This window comes from Aeromicrobium sp. Root495 (assembly GCF_001426755.1).
Classification (GTDB): domain Bacteria; phylum Actinomycetota; class Actinomycetes; order Propionibacteriales; family Nocardioidaceae; genus Aeromicrobium.
In genome coordinates, this window is sequence record NZ_LMFJ01000001.1 from 1,907,356 (window position 1) to 1,929,809 (window position 22,454).

The following is a 22,454-nucleotide window of genomic DNA, read 5'->3' on the forward strand; positions in this document are numbered from 1 at the left end:
GACGGGACTTCAGGCGAGCGGCACGAGGTCGTCAGGCCGCCAGGCCGCGACGACGGAGTCGCCGCGACCGACCGGGGCGACGGCGGTGCTGGGCTCCAGCACGACCAGCCGCTGACCGGCCTCGAGGTCGACGACGACGCGTCGACCGGTACCGAGGTAGATGGTCTCGGCGACGACACCGCGCGCCGAGATGGAGCCGGCCGCGGACTCGCCGGCCGAGAACAGGCTGATCTTCTCCGGGCGCAGGGCGAACCGGCCCTCCCGGCCGAGCACGGCCCGCGCCTCGTCGGGTCCGAAGACGTTGGACGTGCCGACGAACGTGGCGACGTACTCGGTCTGCGGGGCCTCGTAGATCTCACGCGGGGTGCCCAGCTGCACGATCCTGCCGTCGTTGAACACGGCCACGCGGTCGCTCAGGGTGAGCGCCTCCTCCTGGTCGTGCGTCACGAAGACGAACGTGATGCCCAGCTCGCGCTGGAGCTGCTTGAGCTCCACCTGCATCTGCTCGCGCAGCTTGAGGTCGAGCGCGCCGAGAGGCTCGTCGAGCAGCAGCACCTTGGGCCGGACGACGATCGCGCGGGCCAGGGCGACCCGCTGGCGCTGGCCGCCGGAGAGCTGCGTGGGCTTGCGGTCGGACACGTGCTGCAGGCGCACGGTGCCGAGCGCCTCGCGCGCCCGCTCGAGCCGCTCGGCCTTGCCGACGCCGCGCACCCGGAGCCCGTAGGCCACGTTCTCGAGGACGTTCATGTGCGGGAAGAGCGCGTAGTCCTGGAACACCGTGTTGACGTCGCGCTCGAACGGCGCGGTGCCGGTGACGTCGGCCCCGGCGAGCGTGATGACGCCGTCGGTCGGCTGCTCGAACCCGGCGATGAGCCGCAGGACCGTGGTCTTGCCCGAGCCCGAGGGGCCGAGCATCGAGAAGAACTCGCCGTCGGCGATCTCGAGGTCCACGCCGTCGACGGCACGGACGTCGCCGAAGTGCTTGGTGAGTCCCTGGAGGCGGATCGCGGTGCCGGTCGTTGGACCGGCCTCGACCGATGTGGCTTGCGTCATAGGACCAAAACATATGGACTCAGACATTAAATGTCCATACCCTGCTTGTGACGATCATGTAAGAACTGATCCACACCCCCTACGAGGAGCGTCATGGCCACGGTCCGCCGCCCGGCGACGCGCGCACGCACCGCCGTGTTCGCGCCCATCGGCGATGCCGGCCGAGCCGTCCGCGTGGAGCAGAGGCTCGAGCAGGCCATCCGCTCGGGCATCCTCTCCGACGGCGAGCGCCTCCCCAGCGAGCCTGAGCTGGCCGCCATGCTGGGCGTCGCCACCGTGACTGCACGCGAGGCACTCGTCGCGCTGCGCGCCCAGGGGCTCGTCACCACCACGCGCGGTCGCGGCGGAGGGTCGTTCGTGAACCGCCCCGTCGTCGCGGTCGACGGCGTGGCCCACCAGCGCCTCCTCGCCATGACGCGCGTGGAGCTGGGCGACCACGGGACGCTCTACGCCACGGTGCTGAGCGGCTGTGCCGAGCTGGCCGCCGAGCGCGCCGACGCCGAGGAGGTCGAGGAGCTGCGGGAGATCGTGCTGTCCGCCGACGTCGAGAGCGCCGACCCCGACGGAGCCGCCCGCCACGCCGACACCGAGCTCCACCTCGCCATCGCGGCCCTCACGCACTCGGCGCGACTGGCCCGTGAGGTCATGCGCATCGAGTCCGACTTCGGCGTCCTGCTGCGCCTGCCGTTCGAGGACGCCCACCACCGCCGAGCCGTCCGGGCGCACCAGCTCACGGTCATCGGAGCCATCGCCGACCACGACGGCGCAGCGGCCCGTGCGCGCATGCGCTCCCGCGTCCGAGACGCCCTGGGCGACCTCGCCGAGCTCCAGACGGGGTTACGGTGACCCCATGACGCGCACCCAGAGCGTCGGCACGGACGCCGTGGCCGACGCGGTCCAGGAGTTCTTCCAGCCCCTGCTCGCGAGCCTGCGTGCGAGCGGCGACGCCATCGCGCCGCTCTTCGACTCCCCCGCCGTCACCTCCGAGGAGGTGCTGCGTGCCTCACGTCCCTTCGCGTTCGACGTGCTCCAGGACCCGCACACCGTGGGCGCCGGCTTCGTGGTCTCCCCCGGCCTCCTGACCGACGAGACCTACCTGCTCGCGTGGTGGCAGGGCGACGACAAGGGACGCATCCCTGAGTCGGCCGCACTCGTCCAGTCCACCGACTACAGCCGCCAGGAGTGGTTCCGCACCGCGCTGCGCACCGGGCGCTCCCACGTCACCGGCCCGTACATCGACTACGTGTGCACCGACGAGTTCGTGCTCACTCTCACCGTCCCGGTGATCCGCGCGGGCCGCACGCTCGGTGTGATGGGCGTCGACGTGCTGGCCGAGACCATCGAGCGGGCCCTCGTCGACGTCTTCCGCGAGGCCCACGCCACGCTCGTGAACCATCACGACCGGGCCGTGCTCTCGGGCGACCCGCGGATCTTCGCCGGCGAGCCCGTCGACCGTCAGGACTACCGCTCCGCGGTCCCCTGCACCGACCTTCCCTTCACGATCCTCACCTGACCCCACCGCCCCCGCTGAGTGTGACCGTTCTGCTGATTTTCCCCTGATCTTCCAACAGATTCGTCACACTCAGCGGGTGGGCTAGGCGTCGAGCTTCTTGGTGAGCGCCTCGCCCTCGATGTCGAGGTTGGGCAGGGCCTTGTCGAGCCACCTCGGCAGCCACCACATGCTCTTGCCCACGATGCTCATGAGCGCCGGGACGAGCAGCATCCGCACCAGGAAGGCGTCGGCCAGGACGCCGATGGCCAGCGCGAAGCCGATCGTCTTGATGATCGGGTCGGTCGCTCCGGCGAAGCCGGCGAAGACGCCGATCATGATGAGCGCTGCGGCCGTGACAACCCGGGCGCTGTGCGCGAATCCGTGCACCACGGCGTCGCGCGCCTCGCGGCCGTGCACGAACTCCTCGCGCATGCGCGAGACCAGGAAGACCTCGTAGTCCATCGCCAGGCCGAACAGGATGCCCGTCAGCAGCAGCGGCAGGATGAAGATCACCGGCGCCTCGGCGCTCAGACCCAGCACGCCCTGCAGCCAGCCCCACTGGAAGACCGCCACCGTGGCGCCGAGCGAGATGCCCACCGACGCCAGGAAGCCGACCGTGGCCTTCAGCGGCACGAGGATCGAGCGGAACACCAGCACGAGCAGCAGGAACGCCAGCCCCACGACCACGACCAGGTACTTGGGGAACGCCGCCGCGAGGTTGTCGGAGATGTCGACGCCCGCCGCGGTCTGGCCCGTCACGTAGGGCGTCGCGCCGGTGGCCGACTCCAGCCCGTCGAGCTTGTCGCGCAGCGTCTCGACGAGGTCCTTGGTGGCCTGGTCCGACGGTCCGCTCTCGGGAATGATCGTGATGCTGGCGAACTGCACCTTCTCCAGCTGGGCCTTGAACATCGCCACGGCCCTGGCGTCGCTCGGGTCGGTGACGGGCGGCACCACTGCGGCGACGTCCTGCTTCACGGACGAGACCTCCTTGACGGCCTCGTCGACCGCGGCCTGCGGGTCGCCGGTTCCCTTGGTGTCGACGATGACCGTGAGCGGCCCGTTGGCGCCGGCGCCGAAGTTGTCGGAGATGAGGTCGAAGGCCGTGCGGGCCTGCGAGCCCGACGGCTGGGCGCCGTCGTCGGGAAGGGCGAGCTGCATCTTGGTGACCGGGATGGAGACCACGACGGCCACGAGCAGACCGACCACGAGGGCGGGCCAGCGGAAGCGGGTGATGAGGTCGACCCAGCGTCGGCCCATGGTGCGGGCGCCGGGCGCCTCGGGGTCGCGCGCCTTGAGGCCCGGGATCTTGCCGCTCACGACGCGCTTGCCCACGAGGGCCAGCAGGGCCGGGAGCAGCGTGAGGGCGAGCAGCACCGAGATGGCCACCGTGGCCGCGGCGGCCAGACCCATCTGGGTGAGGAACGAGATGCCGGTGATGGACAGGCCGCTCAGCGCGATGACGACCGTCAGGCCGGCGAACACGACAGCAGAGCCGGCTGTACCCACCGCGATGCCGGCAGCCTCGAGGTGGCTCTTGCCCACCGTGACCTCGTGCTTGAACCGGCTCATGATGAAGAGCGAGTAGTCGATGCCGACCGCGAGTCCGAGCATGCTGGCGAGGGCCGGCGTGGTGGACGACAGGTCCATGAAGCCCGTCAGCGTGGTGACGCCGAGCAGGCCGATGCCGACGCCGACGACGGCCGTGATGAGAGGCATGCCGGCGGCCACGAGCGAGCCGAAGGTGATGGCGAGGATGAACAGCGCGATGACGATGCCGACGAGCTCGGCGGTGTGGCCCGCCTCGGTCTCGGATGCCGCGTCTCCTCCGACGGCGGCCGTGAGCCCGGCGTCGCGCAGCGACTCCACGGACTTCTCGAGAGCGTCGCGGTCGGCGGCCTTCAGGAGGTTGGACTGGCGGTCGTACGTGACGGTCGCGTACGCGGTGCGTCCGTCCTCGGAGATGGTCCCCGAGGCGAACGGGTCGGCGACCGAGAGCACGTGGGAGGTCTTCACCTCGGCCAGCGCCGACTCGATCGCGTCCTTCTGCGAGGCGACGGACTCCCCCTCCTCGGCCTGCACGACGATCCGGGCCACGGCCCCGTCGGTCGTGGCGCCCGAGCGCTCCTTGACGAGGTCGAACGCCTGGCTGGACTCGGTGTTGGGAAGCTCGAACTGGTCGTTCGTCTTCCCCGACAGGGTGAGCGCGCCGACGCCACCGATGACCAGGATCGCCAGCCACACTCCGATGACGCGGAAGCGGTGCGCGAAGCTCCACCGGCCGATCTTGTACAGGTACCAGGCCACGACGTCGTCTCCTCCCGGAGCCGCCGGATCGCAGCTCCCACAAGATGGAAGTCTCTACCATCTTCACAGTTACTGCAAGTTTGAGATAAACTATTTACATGGGACTCCGTGAGACGAATGCCACACGCACCCGCCAGCACATCGTCGACGTCGCCATCGACCTGTTCCTCGAGCAGGGCTACGACGCCACGACGATGGAGGAGGTGGCGGAGCGCGCCGACATCGGCACGTCCACGCTCTACCGATACTTCCCGACCAAGGAGCTCCTCGCGACCGCTCCGTTCGGCCCACCCGAGCTCATGGCCCAGACCCTTCGCTCGCGACCCGCGGACGAGGCGCCTGAGGTGGCGCTCGGTCAGGCTGTCGTGACGCTCCTTGAGCACGCGACGCTCGAGGGCGAGGAGCGGCGGGCCAAGTACGACCGCATGATTCAGCAGAACCACCGGTCCCGCGCGCGGATCATGGACTGGTTCAAGGAGGCCCACGACGCCCTCGGCGATGCCCTCGCCGAGCGCATGGACGCACCGGCCGGCGACCCCCACGTCGCGGCCACGGCCTGGATGGCGGTCTTCGTCCTCAAGCAGACCGGGGACCAGGCCGCCCTCGACCGCTCCGCGCCCATCGGAGACGTCGCCGCCGACGTCATGGCCACCCTCGCCTCCCGCCCCGTCGTCACCCCGCGCCTCACCTGAGACGTCCCACCGGGCGGGGCCGAGCGGCCTGGGTCAGGCCTTGGCCCAGGGGGCCACTCCGGCCCACGTGATCTCGACGAAGTGCTCGACGAGCTCCTCGCGGGGGACGTCGGGGTGGTCGAGCCACCAGAACCCGAGCCGCTCTCCCACGCCCGAGACGGCGTGCGCCGTGACCTCCATCCGGCCGGGCGGAGCCTCGACCGTCGCCTGGAGCAGGGCCGCGCCGATGGCCTCGATGGTGCCGAGGCGCAGGCCTGCCAGCTGCTCCGCGTACTCGCCGGAGAGGCTCGCTCCCCCACCGAACAGCAGCCGCCAGCGACCGGGGTCGCGCTCGAGGATCCGGAAGAACAGGTCGGCGCCGAGCCTCAGCTGCTCGCGCGGGTGCACGCCCTGGGCGTCGGCGATGGCCTGGACCAGCTCACCGGCGTAGTCGTCTCGGGCGCGCTGCACGCAGGCGAGGTAGACCCCGTCGAGGGCGGTGAAGTGCCGGTAGACGATGGGTCGTGTGATGCCTGCCTCGCGGGCGATGTCCTCGATGGTGACGCTGGAGAAACCGCGCTCCACGAACAGCCTCTCGGCCACGTCGAGGAGGGCCGCCCGACGCTCGGCGGCGGGCATGCGCCGCTGCGTCGTCGTCTCGGGAGCCATGGCCGCCATCCTAGGCACCGGGGCCTCGCCCTCGCGGCCTTCCGACCATGGCCCTCACCACACGTCCTGCGATGCCGTGGCCCGTCGATGCCCGCGTGGGATGCTGACGGTCCACGGACCCAGGAGGAACGATGACCCGTCCCGCAGCCGTCGAGGCCTGGCACGCCATCGCCGCGAGCCAGGACCCGGCAGGCCTGAAGAACCTGCTCGCCGACGACGCCGTGTTCCGCTCGCCCGCCGTCTTCACGCCCCAGGAGGGCAAGGCCATCACCACGGCCTACCTGAGCGCCGCCATCGTGGTGCTCGGCCCCACGCTGACCTACCACCGCGAGCTCGTCACGGGTGACTCCGCCATGCTGGAGTTCACGTGCGAGCTCGACGGGGTGCAGGTGCACGGCATCGACCTCCTGCGTTGGAACGACGACGACCAGGTCGTCGAGTTCACGGTGATGGTCCGACCGTTCAAGGCACTCGAGGCCCTGGTGAAGCACATGGGCGCCGAGCTGCAACGAGCCCACGGCTAGGCCGTCGCTCGTCGCGCAACCGCACCATCCAGACGCTGGCTCCGGCCTCGACGTCCTCCAGGACCTGCTCCGCGACCAGGTCAGTCGTGGCGCCGCTGCCCTGCTCGGGCCTGAGGCGCACGGACCGCCAGGAAGCCGGGGCCGCCGAAGCTTATTCACCACGCTGGTTCTTCGGACGCCACCACCTTTCGGCGCCTACCATGAGTGCCGGGTGGGAGCCCCGGATCATCAGGAGCCAGCACGATGCTCGACCGAACGTCCCGCTCCTACCGTCTCCGGGTCCTCGCTGCCCTGAGCCTCGTGCTGACACTGGCCACGGCTGTGCAGACCGCCCCTCCTGCCGCTGCCACCCCTGGCTTCGAGCCGGGGTACTGCCGCCGCTCTGATTATGACTGCGTCGGCGGTGGATACGCGGCCACGGCAGCGTCCACCGGCGACAGCTGGGCGTGGCGCCTCTACGGCACACCCGGTGCCGGCGACCTGGGCAGCCCCCCGCACAACTGCACGCTCTACGCGGCCTGGCGCCTCCAGCAGGTGGGCGTCGGGAACCCCGGCTGGGCCGGCCACGCCTACCAGTGGGGCGGACACTACGGACACGACCGCCGCCCGGCCGTCGGCGCCATCGCCTGGTGGGACCGCAGGAGCACCAGCGACTTCGGCCACGTCGCCTACGTCGAGCAGGTCAGCGCCGACGGCTCGCGGGTCTACGTCAAGGCCGACAACTACCTCGGCGGCTCCCGCGGCTACACCGACTCCGGCTGGATCTCGGCGGCCTCGGTGTCAGGGTTCATCCACATCCGCGACACGGCGGCGCCTCCCGTCGACCGGGACGGCGACTTCGTCTCCTACGCCGGCAAGGTCTACCGGATGGCCGGCGGCGCGCCCATCTACGTCTCGTCCTGGGATCCGTTCGGCGGCCCGCAGCCCACCCGCGCCCTGTCTGACCAGGAGTGGGCCTCTCTTCGCGTGACCCCGCGGGACGGGACGACCTTGGCCGGGCGCACCAGCGGACGTGTCTACGTGGTCGCGGGGGGCGCGCCTCAGTACGTCTCCAGCTTCGAGGCGATCGGGGGGCCGCGTTCTTCCATCCAGGTCGACGACGCGGCGATCGATCGTGCCGGTGAGGGCGACCCCTGGCAGCACCTCGGCCGGTACCCGACGAACGGGACCTACGTGAACGGCGGCGGCTCCGGTCGCGTGTACGTGATCGCGGGCGGCGCTCCGACCTTCGTGTCCTCCTGGGAGAACGTGGGTGGCCAGAAGCCCACGGTGACGATCGACGACGCGACCATCGCCCATGCGGGCGACACCGACTCGACCTGGGGTCACCTGCGCTCACACCCGTCCGACGGGTTCATCCGAGGATTCAGGTCGGGCCGGATCTTCAGAGTCGTCTACGAGGGTCACCGGTACTACGTCCCGAGCTGGACGCCCTACGGGGGACCCCAGCCGTACGTCGACGTCGACGACAACGCCATCGACGGCTGCGACCACCTGGCCTGCGGGCCCTTCGGGTCCTTGGACCAGGCCGTGGGGGGTGCTGAGAAGATCTCCACCGTCGGGTGGGGCATGGATCCGGACTCGACCGACTCCATCGCGGTCCATCTCTACGTCGATGACACGTACGCAGGGGCCACCCGGACCGGCGTCGTCCGCCAGGACGTCGACGACGTGTTCCACCGCGGCACGACCTTCGGCTTCTCCACGTCGCTGTCCGCGAAGCCCGGCCAGCACACGGTCTGTGCCTACGGCATCAATGCAGGAGCCGGCGGCAACGACCGGCTGGGCAGCTGCAAGACCGTGACCGTGACCGCCAAGCCCCTCGTGAAGAACCTCAGGGCTCCCTCCATCTCCGGGACCGTGCGGGTCGGCAAGGTCGTGAAGGCCAAGGTCGGCACGTGGAGCCCCTCCGGCCTGACCTACCAGTACCGGTGGAAGGTCAATGGTCAGGCGATCAAGGGGGCCACCAGGTCGACGTACAAGATCCCGGCGTCAGCCAGGAAGAAGAGGCTCTCGGTCGTCGTCAAGGCTTCCAGGAGCGGTTACCGGGCGCACTCCACAGAGTCAGTCCGCTCGGCCAAGGTCCGCTCGTGACGTGAGGGTGGTCAGTCCGAGCTCGAGGAGGCCATTTCTGTCCGTTCCACGGATGAGTCAGCGGTCCGGGCGGTAGTTTGTGGGCGGGTGGGAGCCCGAGCCCCAGGAGCACCCACGATGATGCGCCGCCCGACTCAGCGCCGCCGGATCTCGGCGACCCTGCTCCTTCCGCTGTCGGCCTTCTTCACGGTCGCCCTCGCGCAGTCCCCCGCCAGTGCGACGAGCCTCCAGTCGACCGTCCTCAGCCCCGTCAACGGCAGCGTCACCTCTGCTCCGAGCGAGCCCCACCATCGCCCGTATGCCGGCGACTACTCCTACGACGTCGCTGGGACCGGCTCCGCCTACGCGCGGTTTCGGAACACCAATGGATCACTCACGCTCTCGGTGGCCAGCATCGGCCGCGCCTGCGCCTCGGGCCGGTTCAGCGACGGCGGGGACCGCATCACGTTGAACGTGATGATCAATGGCCAGAAGGTCGGCACCGTGGCCTACGCCCACCTCACCGGCTTCCCCATCACGTCGGGCGCCGTCCCTGTGGGTGCCGCGATCGGGCGAGTCGTGACCGGATCAGATGGCGTCTCGTCGAGCAGCTGCTGGACCGGCTCCCACGTCCACGTGGAGCCGCGCAACGACTCCAAGTACGGCTGCGCGATCGCCTCGCTCCGTCAACGGGCCGACCAGGACACTGCCCTCGGGATCCTCGGAGGCGAGCGCGCAGCTGGGGTCAACCAGTACTGTGCTGCTGGTTCCGAGACACCGTCCACCCCCGTCCCGACCGACCAGGACGGCGACGGTCTTGCCGATCAGTCGGACCGGTGTCCCGGCCTGGCCGGCCCCGCATCGACGGGCGGATGCCCGGACCGGAACCTCGTCCGGGGCGGCGGGTTCGAGGATGCCGGCGGATGGCAGGCCATGCCGAGGACCAACTTCGTGACCTACACCGCAGACCAGGCGGCCCAGGGCGAGAGACCACGCTCCGGCGCGAGGAACGCCGCCTTCAACACCAGTGCGTCAGGAGGAGGGATCTATCAGGACATCCCGGCGTCGATCGTCTCGGGAGACACCTATTGCGCGAGCTCCTTCGTTCGGTCGCAGACCGGCGGTGTCGCCTCGGGATCGTTCACGCTCTGGATGCTCGGCGGGACCTCGGAGAACGGCACCCGCAGCTACAGCAAGCTCGGGACGAAGGACAGCTGGCGTCCGCTGTCCACCTGCGTCACGGCCACACAGAGTCACTCCGCACTGCGGATCCAGTTCTACCCCACACCCAACGCCTCCGGGACCACCCAGGCGGATGACATCAACGTCGCCAAGTCCCTCGTGAAGGGCGGGGGCTTCGAGGACGCTGCGGGGTGGGCCGCGATGCCGAGCACGAACTTCGTGACGTACACCGCCAACCAGGTCGCTCAGGGCGAGGTGCCACGTTCCGGTCGCCGCTACGCCGCCTTCAACTCCAGCGCCTCGGGCGGCGGGATCTACCAGGACTTCCCCGCCTCGATCTCCGCGGGCGACACCTACTGCGGCAGCAGCTTCGTCCGTGCTCAGACAGGCGGCACAGCCTCGGGCCGGTTCACCGTCTGGCTGCTCGGTACGACCGAGCCCGAGAACGGTGGCCGGACCTACGGCTCACTGTCCACGAAGGGCAACTGGGCGCCCGTCTCGACCTGCGTGACGGCCACCCGCGCGCACTCGGCGGTGCGTGTCCAGTTCTACTCCGAGAAGGGCACGACCCAGGCCGACGACGTCAACGTCGCCCGGTCCCTGGCGAAGGGAGGCGGATTCGAGAGCGCCTCAGGCTGGAACGCCATGGCCGGCACGAACTTCGTGACCTACACGTCGAACCAGGTCGCCGGGGGCGAGACCGCCCGCTCGGGCACCCACTACGCCGCCATCAACACCAACGTCAGCGGCGGCGGCATCTACCAGGACGTCCCGGCGACGATCACGGCCGGCGACACGTATTGCGCCAGCGCATTCGTCCGATCGCAGACCGGTGGGACAGCGTCCGGCACCTTCACACTCTGGATGCTCGGGTCGACGTCGGAGAACGGCTCGCGCGGCTACAGCAGACTGTCGACGAAGGAGCACTGGTCGCCCGTCTCCACGTGCGTGACCGCCACACAGAACCACTCAGCACTGCGCGTCCAGTTCTACCCGCAGCCCAACGGAGGAACGACGCAGATCGACGACGTCGGCTTCGGAAACTTCTCGCAGCTGACCATGCAGTCCCTCACCAGCTCCCGGGCACCGTCGGTCACAGGGAAGGTCAGGGTGAGCAGCGTGCTGAAGGCGAAGGTCGGCATCTGGTCACCCTCGGGCACGTCGTTCAGGTACCAGTGGCGGGCCAACGGCGCGAGCATCAAAGGCGCCACGAGGTCGTCCTACAAGATCGCGAGGTCGTTGCGGGGCAAGAAGCTGAGCGTCGTCGTCACGGCGTCGCGCTTCGGCTACTCGTCCAAGGCGGCCACGTCGGCGTCCACGACGAAGGTGAGATAGGGCCTCGCCGCGCCCGGACAAGGCGACAGGGCTCCCCCTCGGGAGGGAAGCCCTGTCTGATCGGAGACCACCAACTTGGGGAGCAAGTGATTCCGGGAGCAGCCTAGTCTGATTCGCTCCAGATAAGCAACAGTCAATTCTCTGCAAAAGCGACAGGGCCCCCGGGAGAGGGAGCCCTGTCTGGTGAGACCTAGCCCTGAGGAAGCTTCGGCCTGAATGCGAGTCACTATTCTGGGAGATGGACCCGCTCGCCCAGTGTGAACCAATTGACTACAGATGTCTAGTCAACAATATGTCGGCCAGCCGCCTGTCCTGTCGGAGCCGAGACGCCGGGTCCTCATCAGACGCATCGCGATCACGCTGCTTCGACGCGAATCAACACCAGCTGCCGGCGGCACGCACGACAGCCCCGGACACTCATGACAGCCCTCATGGCGACGACGATGCTTCATGCCCACACCTTTCGTCGTCTCCGGATGTTCTGCTCAGTCTCCCGAACGATCCTTCCGCGTCGGCGGGTCGTAAGGACGTCACTGGCCTCCGAGAGCCAGCAGTGATTGGCTGAGACCACGCCTGCGAAGGAGACCCCACCTCATGACCCAGCGCATCGTCCCCAACCTCTGGCTCCCCGGCAACGCCGAGGAAGCCGTCGACTTCTGGGTCAAGGCCTTCGACCCCGTCAGCCCCGAGGGCGCCAGGGTCACCGGCGGTGCCCGCTACCCCACCGAGGGCCTGCTCGACTTCCAGGAGTCACTCGCCGGCCAGGCCATCACCGTCGACTTCACCCTCGGCGACACCGCCTTCACCGCCATCAACGCCGGTCCGATGTTCGAGCCCAACGGCTCCATCTCGTTCTTCGTGAACTTCGACGCGTCCTTCGAGCCCGACGCCCGCGCCCACCTCGACGCGCTCTGGGAGGTGCTGGCCGACGGCGGCAAGGTGCTCATGCCGCTCGGCGAGTACCCGTTCAGCCCGCACTACGGCTGGGTGGAGGACCGCTACGGCTTCTCGTGGCAGCTCATCCTCACCGACCCCGAGGGCGAGCCGCGCCCGTTCATCGTCCCCAGCCTGATGTTCTCCGGAGCCAACACCAACCGGGCCGGCGCAGCCCTGCGCCACTACGCCGAGACCCTGCAGAACAGTCGCCTCGGCACCCTCGCCCCCTACCCGGAGAAGACCGGACCCGCCGACGCCGGCTCCCTCATGTACGGCGAGGCGGAGCTCGACGGCATCTGGATCGCCGCCATGGACTCGGGCGTGGAGATGGACGCACCGTTCAACGAGGCCGTCTCCCTCCAGGTCTTCGCCGACGACCAGGCCGAGATCGACCGCCTCTGGGAGCACCTCTCCCACGTCCCCGAGTCCGAGCAGTGCGGCTGGTGCAAGGACGAGTTCGGCGTCAGCTGGCAGGTCATCCCCACCCACCTCGACGAGCTCATGCAGCGTCCTGGCGCCTACGAGAAGCTCATGGGGATGCACAAGATCGTGATCGACGAGTTCTGACCCGCCTCGTGCCTCTGCACTGTGGCACGACCCGCGTGCCTCGTTCCCCTGATTCGAGATCTACCTGAGGTCGGGACATGAGGCTTCTCGGCACCACACCGAGCAGCCCACCTAACGTACGGAGGAGCCATGACGACGACGGTGGAGCGAGCGCGACGACTGGCCCACGAGCGCCCGGACCGACCTGTTCCGTGCCCGGGATGCGCAGCGGGCGTGAGTGGCACCAATCTCGAAGGTCACCTCGAGAAGACCCATCACGGCGCGGCCGCGGCGCACCACGCGCGATGGGGCGGACCGGAACGGGTCACCTCACGCTGGCTGCTCGGGCTGGCGCTCGGGGCCGCAGCGCTCGTAGCGGTCTACGCCGCGATCTCAGGGGCACCGGAGGATCGAGTCATCCTCGGAACTGCGGCCGTCGCTTCTCTGACAACCATTCTCTGGGGTGCCGTTGCCTGGGGTGCACCACTCTTCCCTGGGGTGCTCACCCTTGATGAGCGAGGCGCTGTGCTGCGTCACACGTTCGGCCTGGTTCGTCGGCGGCTTGGCTCGATCGACGAAGTCGTGATCGGCACAGCCATGGAAAGTCGTCCCTCGGGCGACTCCGGCAACGACGACAGCTACGCGAGCATCGATGTTCGAGTCGGCATCTATCTGCAGCTACGCCACGGCAGGCGCCAGATCACCGTGCACTGTCGCACTGCGGGTGTGGTGCGGTCGACCTGGTCCGGATGGAGACAAGGAAAGAAACGGAAGCGCCTCGACATCACACTCGACCCAGCGGAGTTCGTCGCCCTGCAGCTGGCGCTCTGGGAGCGCGGGTCTCTCACGCCTCGCTGAGACTCAGTCGAAAATCGTGTGGAGCGGCAAGCGCGGCCTGTCACGCGGACACGGTTGCAACGCCTGCTGCGCAGCGATGCGACCGCTCGGTGCGAAGGAGCCTTGCTGGGAGGATGGGTCGGTGCCGTGGGACATCGTGATCGCCGTCGTCGTCGGGCTGGGCGTGGTGTGGGTCGTGCTGGTCGCGGCGCTGTGGATCGCGAAGCCTGACGAGATGCAGCTCCGGGACGCCCTGCGGATCCTGCCGGACCTGGTCGGGCTGCTGCGTCGCGTCGCGGCAGACCGCTCGCTTCCTCAGGGGGTGCGGGTCCGGGTCTGGCTCCTGATCGCGTACCTGGCGATGCCGATCGATCTCGTGCCGGACGTCATCCCGGTGATGGGGTACGCCGACGACGCGGTGGTCGTGATGCTGGTGCTGCGCTCGGTCGTGCGACGCGCTGGCGCTGAGGCGCTCGAGCGGCACTGGCGGGGGTCGGCCGACGGGTTGGCGGTCGTGCGGCGGTTGGCCGGGGTTCGGTGAGGGTCGTCGGCTGAGCTCGAACGCTGCCCTCGACAGGCTCAGGGGCGAGGCCGGGGTCAGGGCGTGGGGGCGACGATGGCCTTGCCCAGACGGGCGATCTCGTCGACGAGGTCGTCGCGGGAGATGTCGATCTCGCCGCGGACCCAGCGGCTCACGACGTCGGTGGTGCCGGCGACGACGATGTGGGCGTCGACGCGCGATCGGGCGTCGTCGCGCGGGACCTGGAGCACGACGTCGAGGAGGAGCACGGTGAACTCGCCGATGGCGGCCTCGCGGCGGGCGTGCACGGCATCGAGAGCGGCCGCCTCGGCGTAGAGGCGCGCCCGGCGGGGGTCGCGCAGCAGCACCTCCACGAGTGCCTCGACGGTGGGCGCCATCCGCTCGGCGGGCGTGGGACCGGCAGCCGCGAGACCCGCGGCGATGGCGGTCTGGACCTCGTCGAGCAGGCTCTCGAGGATGTGGACCGCGAGGGCGTCGCGGTCGGAGAAGCTCTCGTAGAAGTAGCGCTTGGTGAGGCCGGCTCGGGCGCACACGCCCTCGGCGTTCAGGACGGTGAGACCGTCCTCCCCGATCATCTCCAGCGCAGCCTCGACGAGCCGCTCGCGACGGTCCCGTCGACGCTCGTCGGCCGGGACGCCCCGGTAGGTCCGGGCCGGTGCCGCTGTATCCGATGTCGCGTTCACGCCGACATCTTGCCACGACAGGGTGGGTCAGTGTGACTTCTGACACGTGACCGCGTCAGAGTGCGAGCCTCTGACGCCCTCAGTCGGCGGTGAGGGTGGCGTGGCGGGAACCGGTCCAGATGGGGGTGGCGAGGGCCTCGTCGTACTGGGCGCGGAGCTGCGCGACGAGGTCCGCGGCGGGGAGGCGCTGACCGATGGAGCCGATGCCCTGGCCCGAGCCCCAGATGTCCTTCCAGGCCTTGGCGTCGGAGGAGCCGAAGCTCATGGCCGAGGGGTCGGACTCCGGGAGGTCGGCGGGGTCGAGGCCGGCTGCCTCGATCGAGCCGCGCAGGTAGTTGCCGTGCACCCCGGTGAAGAGGTTGGAGTAGACGATGTCGGCCGACGTGGACTCGACGATCATGTCCTTGTATCCGTCGGTCACGTTGGCCTCGTGCGTGGAGAGGAACGCCGAGCCGATGTACGCGAAGTCGGCGCCGGCGGCCTGCGCGGCGAGGATCGACCGGCCGTGGCCCATGGCACCCGAGAGCAGGAGCGGCCCGTCGAACCACTCGCGGATCTCGCGGACGAGCGCGAACGGGGAGGTCGTGCCGGCGTGGCCACCCGCGCCGGTCGCGACGGCGATGAGGCCGTCGGCACCCTTCTCGATGGCCTTGCGAGCGAACCGGTCGTTGATGACGTCGTGGAGCACGATGCCGCCGTAGGAGTGCACGGCCTCGTTGACGTCCTCGCGGGCACCGAGAGACGTGATGACGATGGGCACCTGCGCGGCCACGACGGAGGCCATGTCCTGCTCGAGCCGGTCGTTGGAGCGGTGCACGATCTGGTTCACGGCGAACGGCGCGACGGGCAGCTCGGGATGGGCAGCGGCGAACGACTCGAGCTCGGAGCCGATGTGCGCGAGCCATTCGTCGAGGACCGGCTGCGGACGGGCGTTGAGCGCCGGGAACGAGCCGATGATGCCGGCCTTGCACTGCGCGATGACCAGCTCGGTCCCCGATGCGATGAACATCGGCGACGCGAACGCCGGTAGGGCCAGCGGGGTGCGCAGGATCTCGGGCAGCGCCATGGGTGACTCCTCGACTTGATTATGCAACTAGTTGCACCCTACCAAGGGCGCAGCACGTCGCGCGCGCAGAACACGAGAACCTGCGCGCTCCGGCCCCAGGGACCTCGGACGAGGCTCAGACCGCGAGGTCGTGATGAGCGAGCGTCGGCCTGAGCTGCGGGTGCCGCAGCAGGAGCGACGTGACGAGAGCGCCGGCCAGGCGGTGGGCCGCGCACTCGTCGAACTGGAACTCGCCCCGGACGTACGAGACGAGGTCGGCCTGCCCGACCACTGCGGCAAGCCTCTCGCGCGACAGCAGGAGCGGTCCGAACGGCTCCCCCAGGAAGGCGCCACGCGTGCGGAGCTCTCGCCTGACCGAGACGACCGTCTCGACGACCTGCTGGCTCGTGCCGACGAACCAGGTCTCGAGCGACGGGATGGCCATGAGGGAGCGACCGCCCTCCACGCCGATCCGGATCTGCGTGATCTCCTCGGACTCCGGGCGGTGACGGGCCCGGCTCTCCTCGTCCCACTTGACGAGCCACACCTCGCGCTCGTCGACGTCGAGGACGTCCCAGCCCCAGTCGTCGACGTCGAGGTGCAACGGGTCGGTCCGGGTGAGCACCCCGCGGTCGTCGGTCAGGACCACGAAGGCGGTCTCGGCAGCGTCGGCGTCGAGCCGCGCGAGGGCCATGAGCGCGAGCAGGTCGACGGCGGACCGGCGGTCCAGGACCATCTCCAGGCCGACGGCCGGAGCGGTCCCCCGGACGAAGTCCTCGTCGAGGACCTCAACGTGCAGGTCGATATGACCCATCGTGCGAAGCTCCCCTGCGAGATGCGTCATTTCCACGGCCCCCCAACCGTTCGTCCCCCGAGGACGTAATTGACACTCTAACGAGTCGAATTGCGCTTCGTCACCTTTGGGTACGTTCTGTCCATGACGAGCCCCACACCCGTTTTCGCCCCCGACGTCGTGGCCGGGGTGCTCCACCACATGAACGACGACCACACCGCCGACAGCCTCGTGATCGTGCGCGCCCATGCCGAGCCCTCCGCCACGAGCGCCGTCATGACCGGTCTCGACGCCGACGGCGGCGAGTGGGACGCGGTCGTCGACGGTGCGACGGTCCCCGTACGGGTGGCGTGGACCGAGCGCGCCGTGGAGCGCGCCGACCTGCGCCGCGAGATCGTGCGGCTCTACGACGCGGGCCTGGCCACGCTGGACCTCCCGGCGCGTGAGCAGCACTGACACCGTGACCGGACACGACCGCTCCACGCTCACCGAGCTCGCCACGTCGCTCGACCGCGACGACCCCCTGGCCCATCACCGCGACGCCTTCGTCCAGCGCGACGACGTGCGCGCCTACCTCGACGGCAACTCGCTCGGGCGACCGCTGCACGCCACCCGCGACTCCCTGGCCTCGTTCGTCGACGACGTGTGGGGCGCCCGCCTGATCCGCGCGTGGGACGAGGGCTGGATGGACGCGCCCACCGAGCTGGGCGACCGCATCGGCCGCGTGGTGCTCGGCGCCGCTGCGGGCCAGACCGTCGTGGCGGACTCGACCACCGTGATGCTCTACAAGCTCGTCCGGGCAGCGGTCGACCATGCTCCGGCAGGTCGCGACGAGGTGGTCGCCGACACCGAGAACTTCCCCACCGACCGATTCGTCCTCGAGGGCATCGCTGCCGAGCGCGGCGTCACGCTGCGCTGGATCACCCCCGGCCCCGACGGGGTCACCGCCGACGCCGTGGAGGCGGCCGTCGGCGACCGTACCGCGCTCGTGCTGCTGAGCCAGGTGGACTACCGCTCCGGCCGGCTCACCGACCTCCCGGCCGTGACCCGGGTGGCGCACGACGCAGGCGCACTCGTCCTCTGGGACGTCTGCCACTCGGCGGGGTCGGTGGAGATCACCCTCGACGCCCACGAGGTCGACCTGGCCGTCGGCTGCACCTACAAGTACCTCAACGGCGGGCCCGGCGCCCCGGCGTTCGGCTACGTGGCGAAGCGCCTGCAGTCGCGCCTCGCTCAGCCCGTCCAGGGCTGGATGGGCTCGGCCGACCCCTTCGCCATGGGCGAGAGCTACGTCGCCGCCGACGGCGTCCGACGCTTCCTGAGCGGCACCCCGCCGATCGTCGGGATGCTCGCGATGCGCGACATGCTCGACCTCGTGGAGCACGCCGGAATGCCCGCGGTCCGCGCCAAGTCCATCGCCCTCACCACGTTCGCCATCGACGTCCACGACGCGCTCCTCGCCCCCCTGGGCGTCAGCCTCGCGACCCCGCGCGACCCCGCGCTCCGGGGCAGCCACGTGACCCTCGAGCACCCCGACTTCCGGCGCGTCGTGGCCGAGCTCTGGACCAGGGGTGTCATCCCCGACTTCCGCCCGCCCCAGGGCCTTCGCGTGGGTCTGTCGCCGCTCAGCACCAGCTTCGCCGAGGTGCTCGACGGCCTCGCCGAGGTGGCGTCGGTGCTGCAGGAGCAGCAGCAGGCCTAGGCCGTCGTGGGACGACGCAGCGCAGTCCGGGCCGCGCCGAGCATGCGCTCGCGGAACTCACGCGTGGGCGCCGCGCGGTCCAGGAAGAGCCCGTCGGCGCCGTGGAAGAGTCCGGCCTGCACGTGCAGCCGGCACGGGACGCCCGCCTCCACCAGACGCGCGGCGTAGGTGACGCACTCGTCGCGGAACTGGTCCTCGCTGCCGACGCCGATCCACGCCGGCGCGAGCCCCCGCAGGTCCTGGCGCCGTCCCGGGACGGCGCCGGAAGGGACGTCGTCCCCGCCCGGCCGGGTGCCGAGGTAGGCGTGCCACGCCCACCGGTTGGACGTGGCGGTCCAACCGATCCACGGCCGGCGTCCGGCGGCTCGCACGACGGTGCGGTCGTCGAGCATGGGATACACGAGCAGCTGGAGGCCGACGTCGACGCCGCGGTCGTGCGCCACCTGCGTCAGCAGGGCCGCGAGCCCTCCCCCGGCGCTGGCGCCGGCGACCACCACGCGATCGGGCCCGAGGTCGGGCCACGTCGCGAGGACCCACCGCAGCGCGCTCCACGCGTCCTCGACGGCAGCCGGCGCCGGGTGCTCGGGGGCGAGGCGATAGTCGACGTTGACGACCGGGACGCCGAGGAGGTGCGCGAACCGGCTGCACTGGGCGTGGTCCCCGTGGGCCGTGCCCATCACGAGACCGCCCCCATGGAGCCACAGCAGCACTCCCTCGGCAGCGTCGTCGGGTCGCTCGGGCTCGTACACGTGGACGACCGGCCCGGACTCGACCTGGACGACCCGGTGGGAGACCCCGTCATGGACCTCGGTGGCCGTGGACATCCAGCGCCTCAGGCGTGCGAGACTGCGCGGGCCCATCACCGAGACCGGCACGACCATGGCCGGGAAGCGCATCTCGGCCGGGACGCGCTGGACCATGCGGGCTCGCCGCACGACCGAGCTGAGCGCCAGGGTCCCAACGGCCAGGGCGGCGATGCGCCGGGGGCGCCAGGTGGTCATGGCCGCAGTCCACCACATCGGACGCGACGCCGTGCCGTGTTCAGCAGGTCGGCGGGGAGCCGGCGGCCTCGCAGGCGCTGGTGTCGTGGTCGATGCCCTGAGCCGCCTTGGTGAGCAGGGCGCGCAGCTGGGCGGCCTCGGCGTCGTCGAGTGCGCTGATCGTCTCGCGCTCGACCTCGCGGATGGCCACGCGGGCCGACGCGAGGGCGGCACGACCGGACTCGGTGATCACGACACGTCGAGCACGGCGATCGGCCGGGTCGGGCTGACGCTCGATGAGCCCGGCCTTCTCGAGGTCGTCGACGAGGTACGTCATGACGGTGCGGTCCAGGCGCAGCGCCGCCGCCATCCCGGCCTGGTTGGTGCAGGCCTGCTCCTGCGAGAGCTGCAGCACCTGGAAGCCGCGAGGCCCACCAGGCACGTCGGCCACGGCCTCACGAGCGCGGCCGAGGTAGGTGAGCAGCAGGGCGTTGAGGGCCTGCCCGAGGTCGTCGACCACGGGCGTCTCACGAGCCGTCACGTCTGCCACGGTCCCGAGCCTACCAACTCCGTCGTGAGAACATATGATCTTTTCTGACGATCATCTTCTGTTACGATCATCGTGCACACCACATTCCTGAGGAGAACCCATGACCACCTTGCTCCGCGTCGACGCCAGCATCCGCCAGGACGGCTCCGTGACCCGCGGCGTCGCCGACACGCTCGAGACCGAGATCGGACCGGCCACGACCCTGCGCCGCGACCTCGGTACCGCGCCGCTGCCCAGCGACACCTGGCCCCAGGCCGTCGCTGCGGCCTTCTCCCCCGAGCCCGACGCCGCCCAGCTCCGCGCCCGTGCCCTGGCCACCGAGGTGGCCGACGAGCTCGTGTCGGCCGACGCCGTCGTGGTCGCCACGCCGCTCTACAACTTCGGCGTGCCTGCCGCGGTGAAGGCGTGGATCGACGTCGTCATCACCGACCCGCGCTTCGCCCCGGGCGTGCCGTCGCCCGTGGCCGGACGGCCCGCGTTCCTCGTCGTCGCTCGTGGCGGCGGGTACGGCGAGGGCACTCCGCGCGAGGGCTGGGACCACGCCACCGCGTACCTCAAGCGCATCCTCGTCGACGTGTGGGGCCTCGACCTCCAGGTCATCGAGGCCGAGCTGACCCTCGCGCCGTCCACGCCGGGCATGGAGTCACTCATCGACCTGGCCCGCGAGAACCTCGACGCCGCGCACGCCACGGCGCGCGACGCCGGCCGCGCCCTCGACACCGTCGGCGCCGCCTGAGTCACCCGACACGACGACGGCCCCGCACGGATGGCCGTGCGGGGCCGTCGTGGTCGTGCCTCAGATCAGGAAGAACCGTCCACACGAGCAGCGGCGGTGCGCCACTCCCTCGACGACGGCCGTCGTGGCGCGGTGGCCACGAGCCCGGTGCCAGTACCTGGTCACGCGGCCACCCTGGCCGGGACGGGCATGGGCTGGGCGTTGGAGACGTGCGTGCGCACGGAGCGCTCGTCGACCGCCTGGACGACGTCGGCCACGGCCCACGCCTCCTCGTCGACGTCGCGGGTCTCGACCACCACGAAGGACGTGCTGCCGCTCGTGGCGCAGGTGGCGGTGACGATGTCCAGCTCGTCGTGGAGGGCGCGGACGACCATGGCCTGGTGGTCCGGCGAGCTCACCTCGAACACCTGGACGCGCCACCCCGGGGTGGCCTCGATGGAGATGGACTGCAGATCGTTCATGACGTGCCCCCGACTGATCAGTGGTCCTGGTGGAACCACAACCTGTCCAAAATCTATTCAACAGTGACGCACATGGCAAGTCTTTTGAAGAACATTGCTCGACGGCAGGGTGTCCCGGCGGTGGCGGTCCGTGACAGATCGGGTGATGCGCGTCACACTGACAGGGCACTCAACCCGGAGGTCCACCGTGCCCGACGAGCAAGTCACCGATCTCGACGCCTCGACTCCTGAACGCCGCACCCTCGACGACCGACGCCAGGCCGTGGTCAACCTCTGGGACTTCCTCGTGAAGGGCGGCCTGGCCGACCAGACGCGCACCCCGTCCCAGGTCATCGACTCCGGACGCACCCGCGAGCTCCACCGCTACGAGCCCGCCGACGGCATCGAGCCCAGCGGGATCCCCGTGCTGCTGGTCCCTCCCCTGGGCTCGCAGGCGGCGTGCTTCGACCTTCGCCCCGGGCTCTCGTTCGCCGAGGACCTCGTGAGCAAGGGGCGCCCCACCTACCTCGTCGACTACGGCCCCCTCAAGGGCGAGGACCGCGCGCTCGGCGTGGAGCACTTCATCAACGACGTGCTGCCACCGGCCATCCGCGCCGTCTCCGAGGACGCCGGCGGACAGCCCGTCCACCTGGTGGGCTGGTGCATGGGTGGGCTGTTGTCCCTCGGCACCGCCGCCGTCCACCAGGACCTGCCCATCCAGTCGGTCTCCATGATCGCCAGCCCGTTCGACTTCTCGGCCAACCCGCTGCTCAAGCCGTTCCAGGTGCTGGGCAAGGTCACGGGCGGACGCATCCTGGGATCGGCGCTCAAGGCGGCCGGCTCCATCCCGGCACCGCTCGTGAGCGCCGGCTTCAAGGCCACGGCCCTGCCCACCTACCTCAAGAAGCCGCGCACGCTGTGGTCACGCCGCGACGACCGCGAGTTCCTCACGCAGATCCAGGCCGTCGACCACATCATGAACAACATGCTGGCCTACCCCGGGCGAGCCACGCTGCAGGTCTACCAGCGGCTCGCGCTGCGCAACGAGCTGGCGAGCGGACAGATCCAGGGGCCCAACCACCTCGTCGACCTGGCCACCGTCTCCGTCCCGGTCATGAACATCGCCGGCACGGAGGACGTGCTCGTGCCCTCCAAGGCCGCACACCACGTGGGTGGGCTGCTGGCGTCGTCCCCCGACGTCCGCCTGCCGCTGGCACCGGGTGGTCACCTCGGCGTGCTCACGGGCACCAGGGCGCCGTACAGCACGTGGGTCCTCGTGCACGACTTCCTGTCCGACCACGACGAGGCGCACACCCACACCGCCGCCTGACCCCTGAGTGTGACGTTCGAGGGGTCGAAAGA

22 protein-coding genes are annotated in these 22,454 nt (G+C 70.1%); 13 read left to right on the forward strand and 9 right to left on the reverse strand.

Going from position 1 to position 22,454, the window contains the following annotated elements:
- Positions 1-9: 9 nt before the first annotated feature.
- On the reverse strand, positions 10-1,053 hold the full coding sequence (locus ASD11_RS09505; RefSeq protein ID WP_056286341.1) for an ABC transporter ATP-binding protein: 1,044 nt from the start codon (positions 1,051-1,053) through the stop codon (positions 10-12).
- A gap of 93 nt (positions 1,054-1,146) precedes the next feature.
- On the opposite strand from ASD11_RS09505, the gene ASD11_RS09510 reads away from it, so the two are divergent.
- A complete protein-coding gene (locus tag ASD11_RS09510; protein ID WP_056286344.1) occupies positions 1,147-1,899 on the forward strand; it encodes a FadR/GntR family transcriptional regulator in 753 nt (250 codons plus the stop codon).
- Positions 1,900-1,903: 4 nt separating this feature from the next.
- Entirely contained in the window at positions 1,904-2,566 is a 663-nt protein-coding gene (locus ASD11_RS09515) for a cache domain-containing protein (protein ID WP_056286347.1), read from the forward strand.
- An 81-nt stretch (positions 2,567-2,647) separates the two neighbouring features.
- On the opposite strand, the gene ASD11_RS09520 is transcribed toward ASD11_RS09515, so the two are convergent.
- Entirely contained in the window at positions 2,648-4,849 is a 2,202-nt protein-coding gene (locus tag ASD11_RS09520) for an MMPL family transporter (protein ID WP_056286350.1), read from the reverse strand.
- Between the two features lie 98 nt (positions 4,850-4,947).
- Here ASD11_RS09520 and ASD11_RS09525 point away from each other — a divergent pair, with 98 nt between their 5' ends.
- Complete coding sequence (locus ASD11_RS09525; RefSeq protein WP_056286352.1) at positions 4,948-5,541, forward strand: TetR/AcrR family transcriptional regulator; 594 nt, start codon at positions 4,948-4,950, stop codon at positions 5,539-5,541.
- A 33-nt stretch (positions 5,542-5,574) separates the two neighbouring features.
- Here the strand turns inward: ASD11_RS09525 and ASD11_RS09530 are convergent, their stop codons facing one another.
- Entirely contained in the window at positions 5,575-6,189 is a 615-nt protein-coding gene (locus tag ASD11_RS09530) for a TetR/AcrR family transcriptional regulator (RefSeq protein WP_056286354.1), read from the reverse strand.
- Between the two features lie 131 nt (positions 6,190-6,320).
- Here ASD11_RS09530 and ASD11_RS09535 point away from each other — a divergent pair, with 131 nt between their 5' ends.
- The 6 genes from ASD11_RS09535 to ASD11_RS09560 all read left to right on the forward strand — a co-directional run bounded on the left by ASD11_RS09535 (position 6,321) and on the right by ASD11_RS09560 (position 14,163).
- On the forward strand, positions 6,321-6,713 hold the full coding sequence (locus tag ASD11_RS09535; protein ID WP_056286357.1) for a nuclear transport factor 2 family protein: 393 nt from the start codon (positions 6,321-6,323) through the stop codon (positions 6,711-6,713).
- A gap of 243 nt (positions 6,714-6,956) precedes the next feature.
- Complete coding sequence (locus ASD11_RS09540; RefSeq protein WP_056286361.1) at positions 6,957-8,807, forward strand: CHAP domain-containing protein; 1,851 nt, start codon at positions 6,957-6,959, stop codon at positions 8,805-8,807.
- Between the two features lie 120 nt (positions 8,808-8,927).
- The gene (locus ASD11_RS09545; protein ID WP_156464664.1) at positions 8,928-11,303 is read left to right on the forward strand and encodes a hypothetical protein; all 2,376 of its coding nucleotides are present in this window, start codon (positions 8,928-8,930) and stop codon (positions 11,301-11,303) included.
- Positions 11,304-11,897: 594 nt separating this feature from the next.
- Positions 11,898-12,806, forward strand: a complete 909-nt coding sequence (locus tag ASD11_RS09550; RefSeq protein ID WP_056286367.1) for a VOC family protein — start codon at positions 11,898-11,900, stop codon at positions 12,804-12,806.
- A gap of 213 nt (positions 12,807-13,019) precedes the next feature.
- Complete coding sequence (locus tag ASD11_RS18120; protein ID WP_156464665.1) at positions 13,020-13,643, forward strand: hypothetical protein; 624 nt, start codon at positions 13,020-13,022, stop codon at positions 13,641-13,643.
- Between the two features lie 121 nt (positions 13,644-13,764).
- Positions 13,765-14,163, forward strand: coding sequence for a YkvA family protein (locus ASD11_RS09560; RefSeq protein ID WP_235503283.1), 399 nt, complete (start codon positions 13,765-13,767; stop codon positions 14,161-14,163).
- Between the two features lie 56 nt (positions 14,164-14,219).
- On the opposite strand, the gene ASD11_RS09565 is transcribed toward ASD11_RS09560, so the two are convergent.
- The 3 genes from ASD11_RS09565 to ASD11_RS09575 all read right to left on the reverse strand — a co-directional run bounded on the left by ASD11_RS09565 (position 14,220) and on the right by ASD11_RS09575 (position 16,705).
- Positions 14,220-14,846 (reverse strand): TetR/AcrR family transcriptional regulator, encoded by a 627-nt coding sequence (locus ASD11_RS09565; protein ID WP_156464666.1) that lies wholly within the window; start codon positions 14,844-14,846, stop codon positions 14,220-14,222.
- Positions 14,847-14,925: 79 nt separating this feature from the next.
- Positions 14,926-15,912, reverse strand: a complete 987-nt coding sequence (locus tag ASD11_RS09570) for an NAD(P)H-dependent flavin oxidoreductase (protein ID WP_056286377.1) — start codon at positions 15,910-15,912, stop codon at positions 14,926-14,928.
- A gap of 115 nt (positions 15,913-16,027) precedes the next feature.
- Positions 16,028-16,705 (reverse strand): hypothetical protein, encoded by a 678-nt coding sequence (locus tag ASD11_RS09575; RefSeq protein WP_056286378.1) that lies wholly within the window; start codon positions 16,703-16,705, stop codon positions 16,028-16,030.
- A 123-nt stretch (positions 16,706-16,828) separates the two neighbouring features.
- On the opposite strand from ASD11_RS09575, the gene ASD11_RS09580 reads away from it, so the two are divergent.
- Positions 16,829-17,140, forward strand: coding sequence for a DUF2470 domain-containing protein (locus ASD11_RS09580; RefSeq protein ID WP_056286381.1), 312 nt, complete (start codon positions 16,829-16,831; stop codon positions 17,138-17,140).
- Positions 17,127-18,386, forward strand: a complete 1,260-nt coding sequence (locus tag ASD11_RS09585) for a kynureninase (protein WP_235503284.1) — start codon at positions 17,127-17,129, stop codon at positions 18,384-18,386. Before ASD11_RS09580 ends, ASD11_RS09585 begins: the two co-directional genes overlap by 14 nt.
- Here ASD11_RS09585 and ASD11_RS09590 read toward each other — a convergent pair.
- Positions 18,383-19,387 carry an alpha/beta hydrolase fold domain-containing protein gene (locus ASD11_RS09590; RefSeq protein WP_056286382.1) on the reverse strand — a complete coding sequence of 335 codons (1,005 nt, stop codon included), beginning with the start codon at positions 19,385-19,387 and terminating at the stop codon, positions 18,383-18,385. The two genes, ASD11_RS09585 and ASD11_RS09590, sit on opposite strands and share 4 nt — an antisense overlap.
- Before the next feature lie 40 nt (positions 19,388-19,427).
- On the reverse strand, positions 19,428-19,916 hold the full coding sequence (locus tag ASD11_RS09595) for a MarR family winged helix-turn-helix transcriptional regulator (protein ID WP_156464667.1): 489 nt from the start codon (positions 19,914-19,916) through the stop codon (positions 19,428-19,430).
- Positions 19,917-20,016: 100 nt separating this feature from the next.
- Between ASD11_RS09595 and ASD11_RS09600 the strand changes: the two genes are divergently transcribed.
- On the forward strand, positions 20,017-20,652 hold the full coding sequence (locus ASD11_RS09600; RefSeq protein WP_056286386.1) for an FMN-dependent NADH-azoreductase: 636 nt from the start codon (positions 20,017-20,019) through the stop codon (positions 20,650-20,652).
- Positions 20,653-20,813: 161 nt separating this feature from the next.
- Here ASD11_RS09600 and ASD11_RS09605 read toward each other — a convergent pair whose 3' ends face one another.
- Complete coding sequence (locus tag ASD11_RS09605) at positions 20,814-21,113, reverse strand: hypothetical protein (protein WP_056286389.1); 300 nt, start codon at positions 21,111-21,113, stop codon at positions 20,814-20,816.
- Between the two features lie 187 nt (positions 21,114-21,300).
- Here ASD11_RS09605 and ASD11_RS09610 point away from each other — a divergent pair, with 187 nt between their 5' ends.
- On the forward strand, positions 21,301-22,422 hold the full coding sequence (locus ASD11_RS09610; RefSeq protein ID WP_200940112.1) for an alpha/beta fold hydrolase: 1,122 nt from the start codon (positions 21,301-21,303) through the stop codon (positions 22,420-22,422).
- The last annotated feature ends 32 nt before the right edge of the window (positions 22,423-22,454 follow it).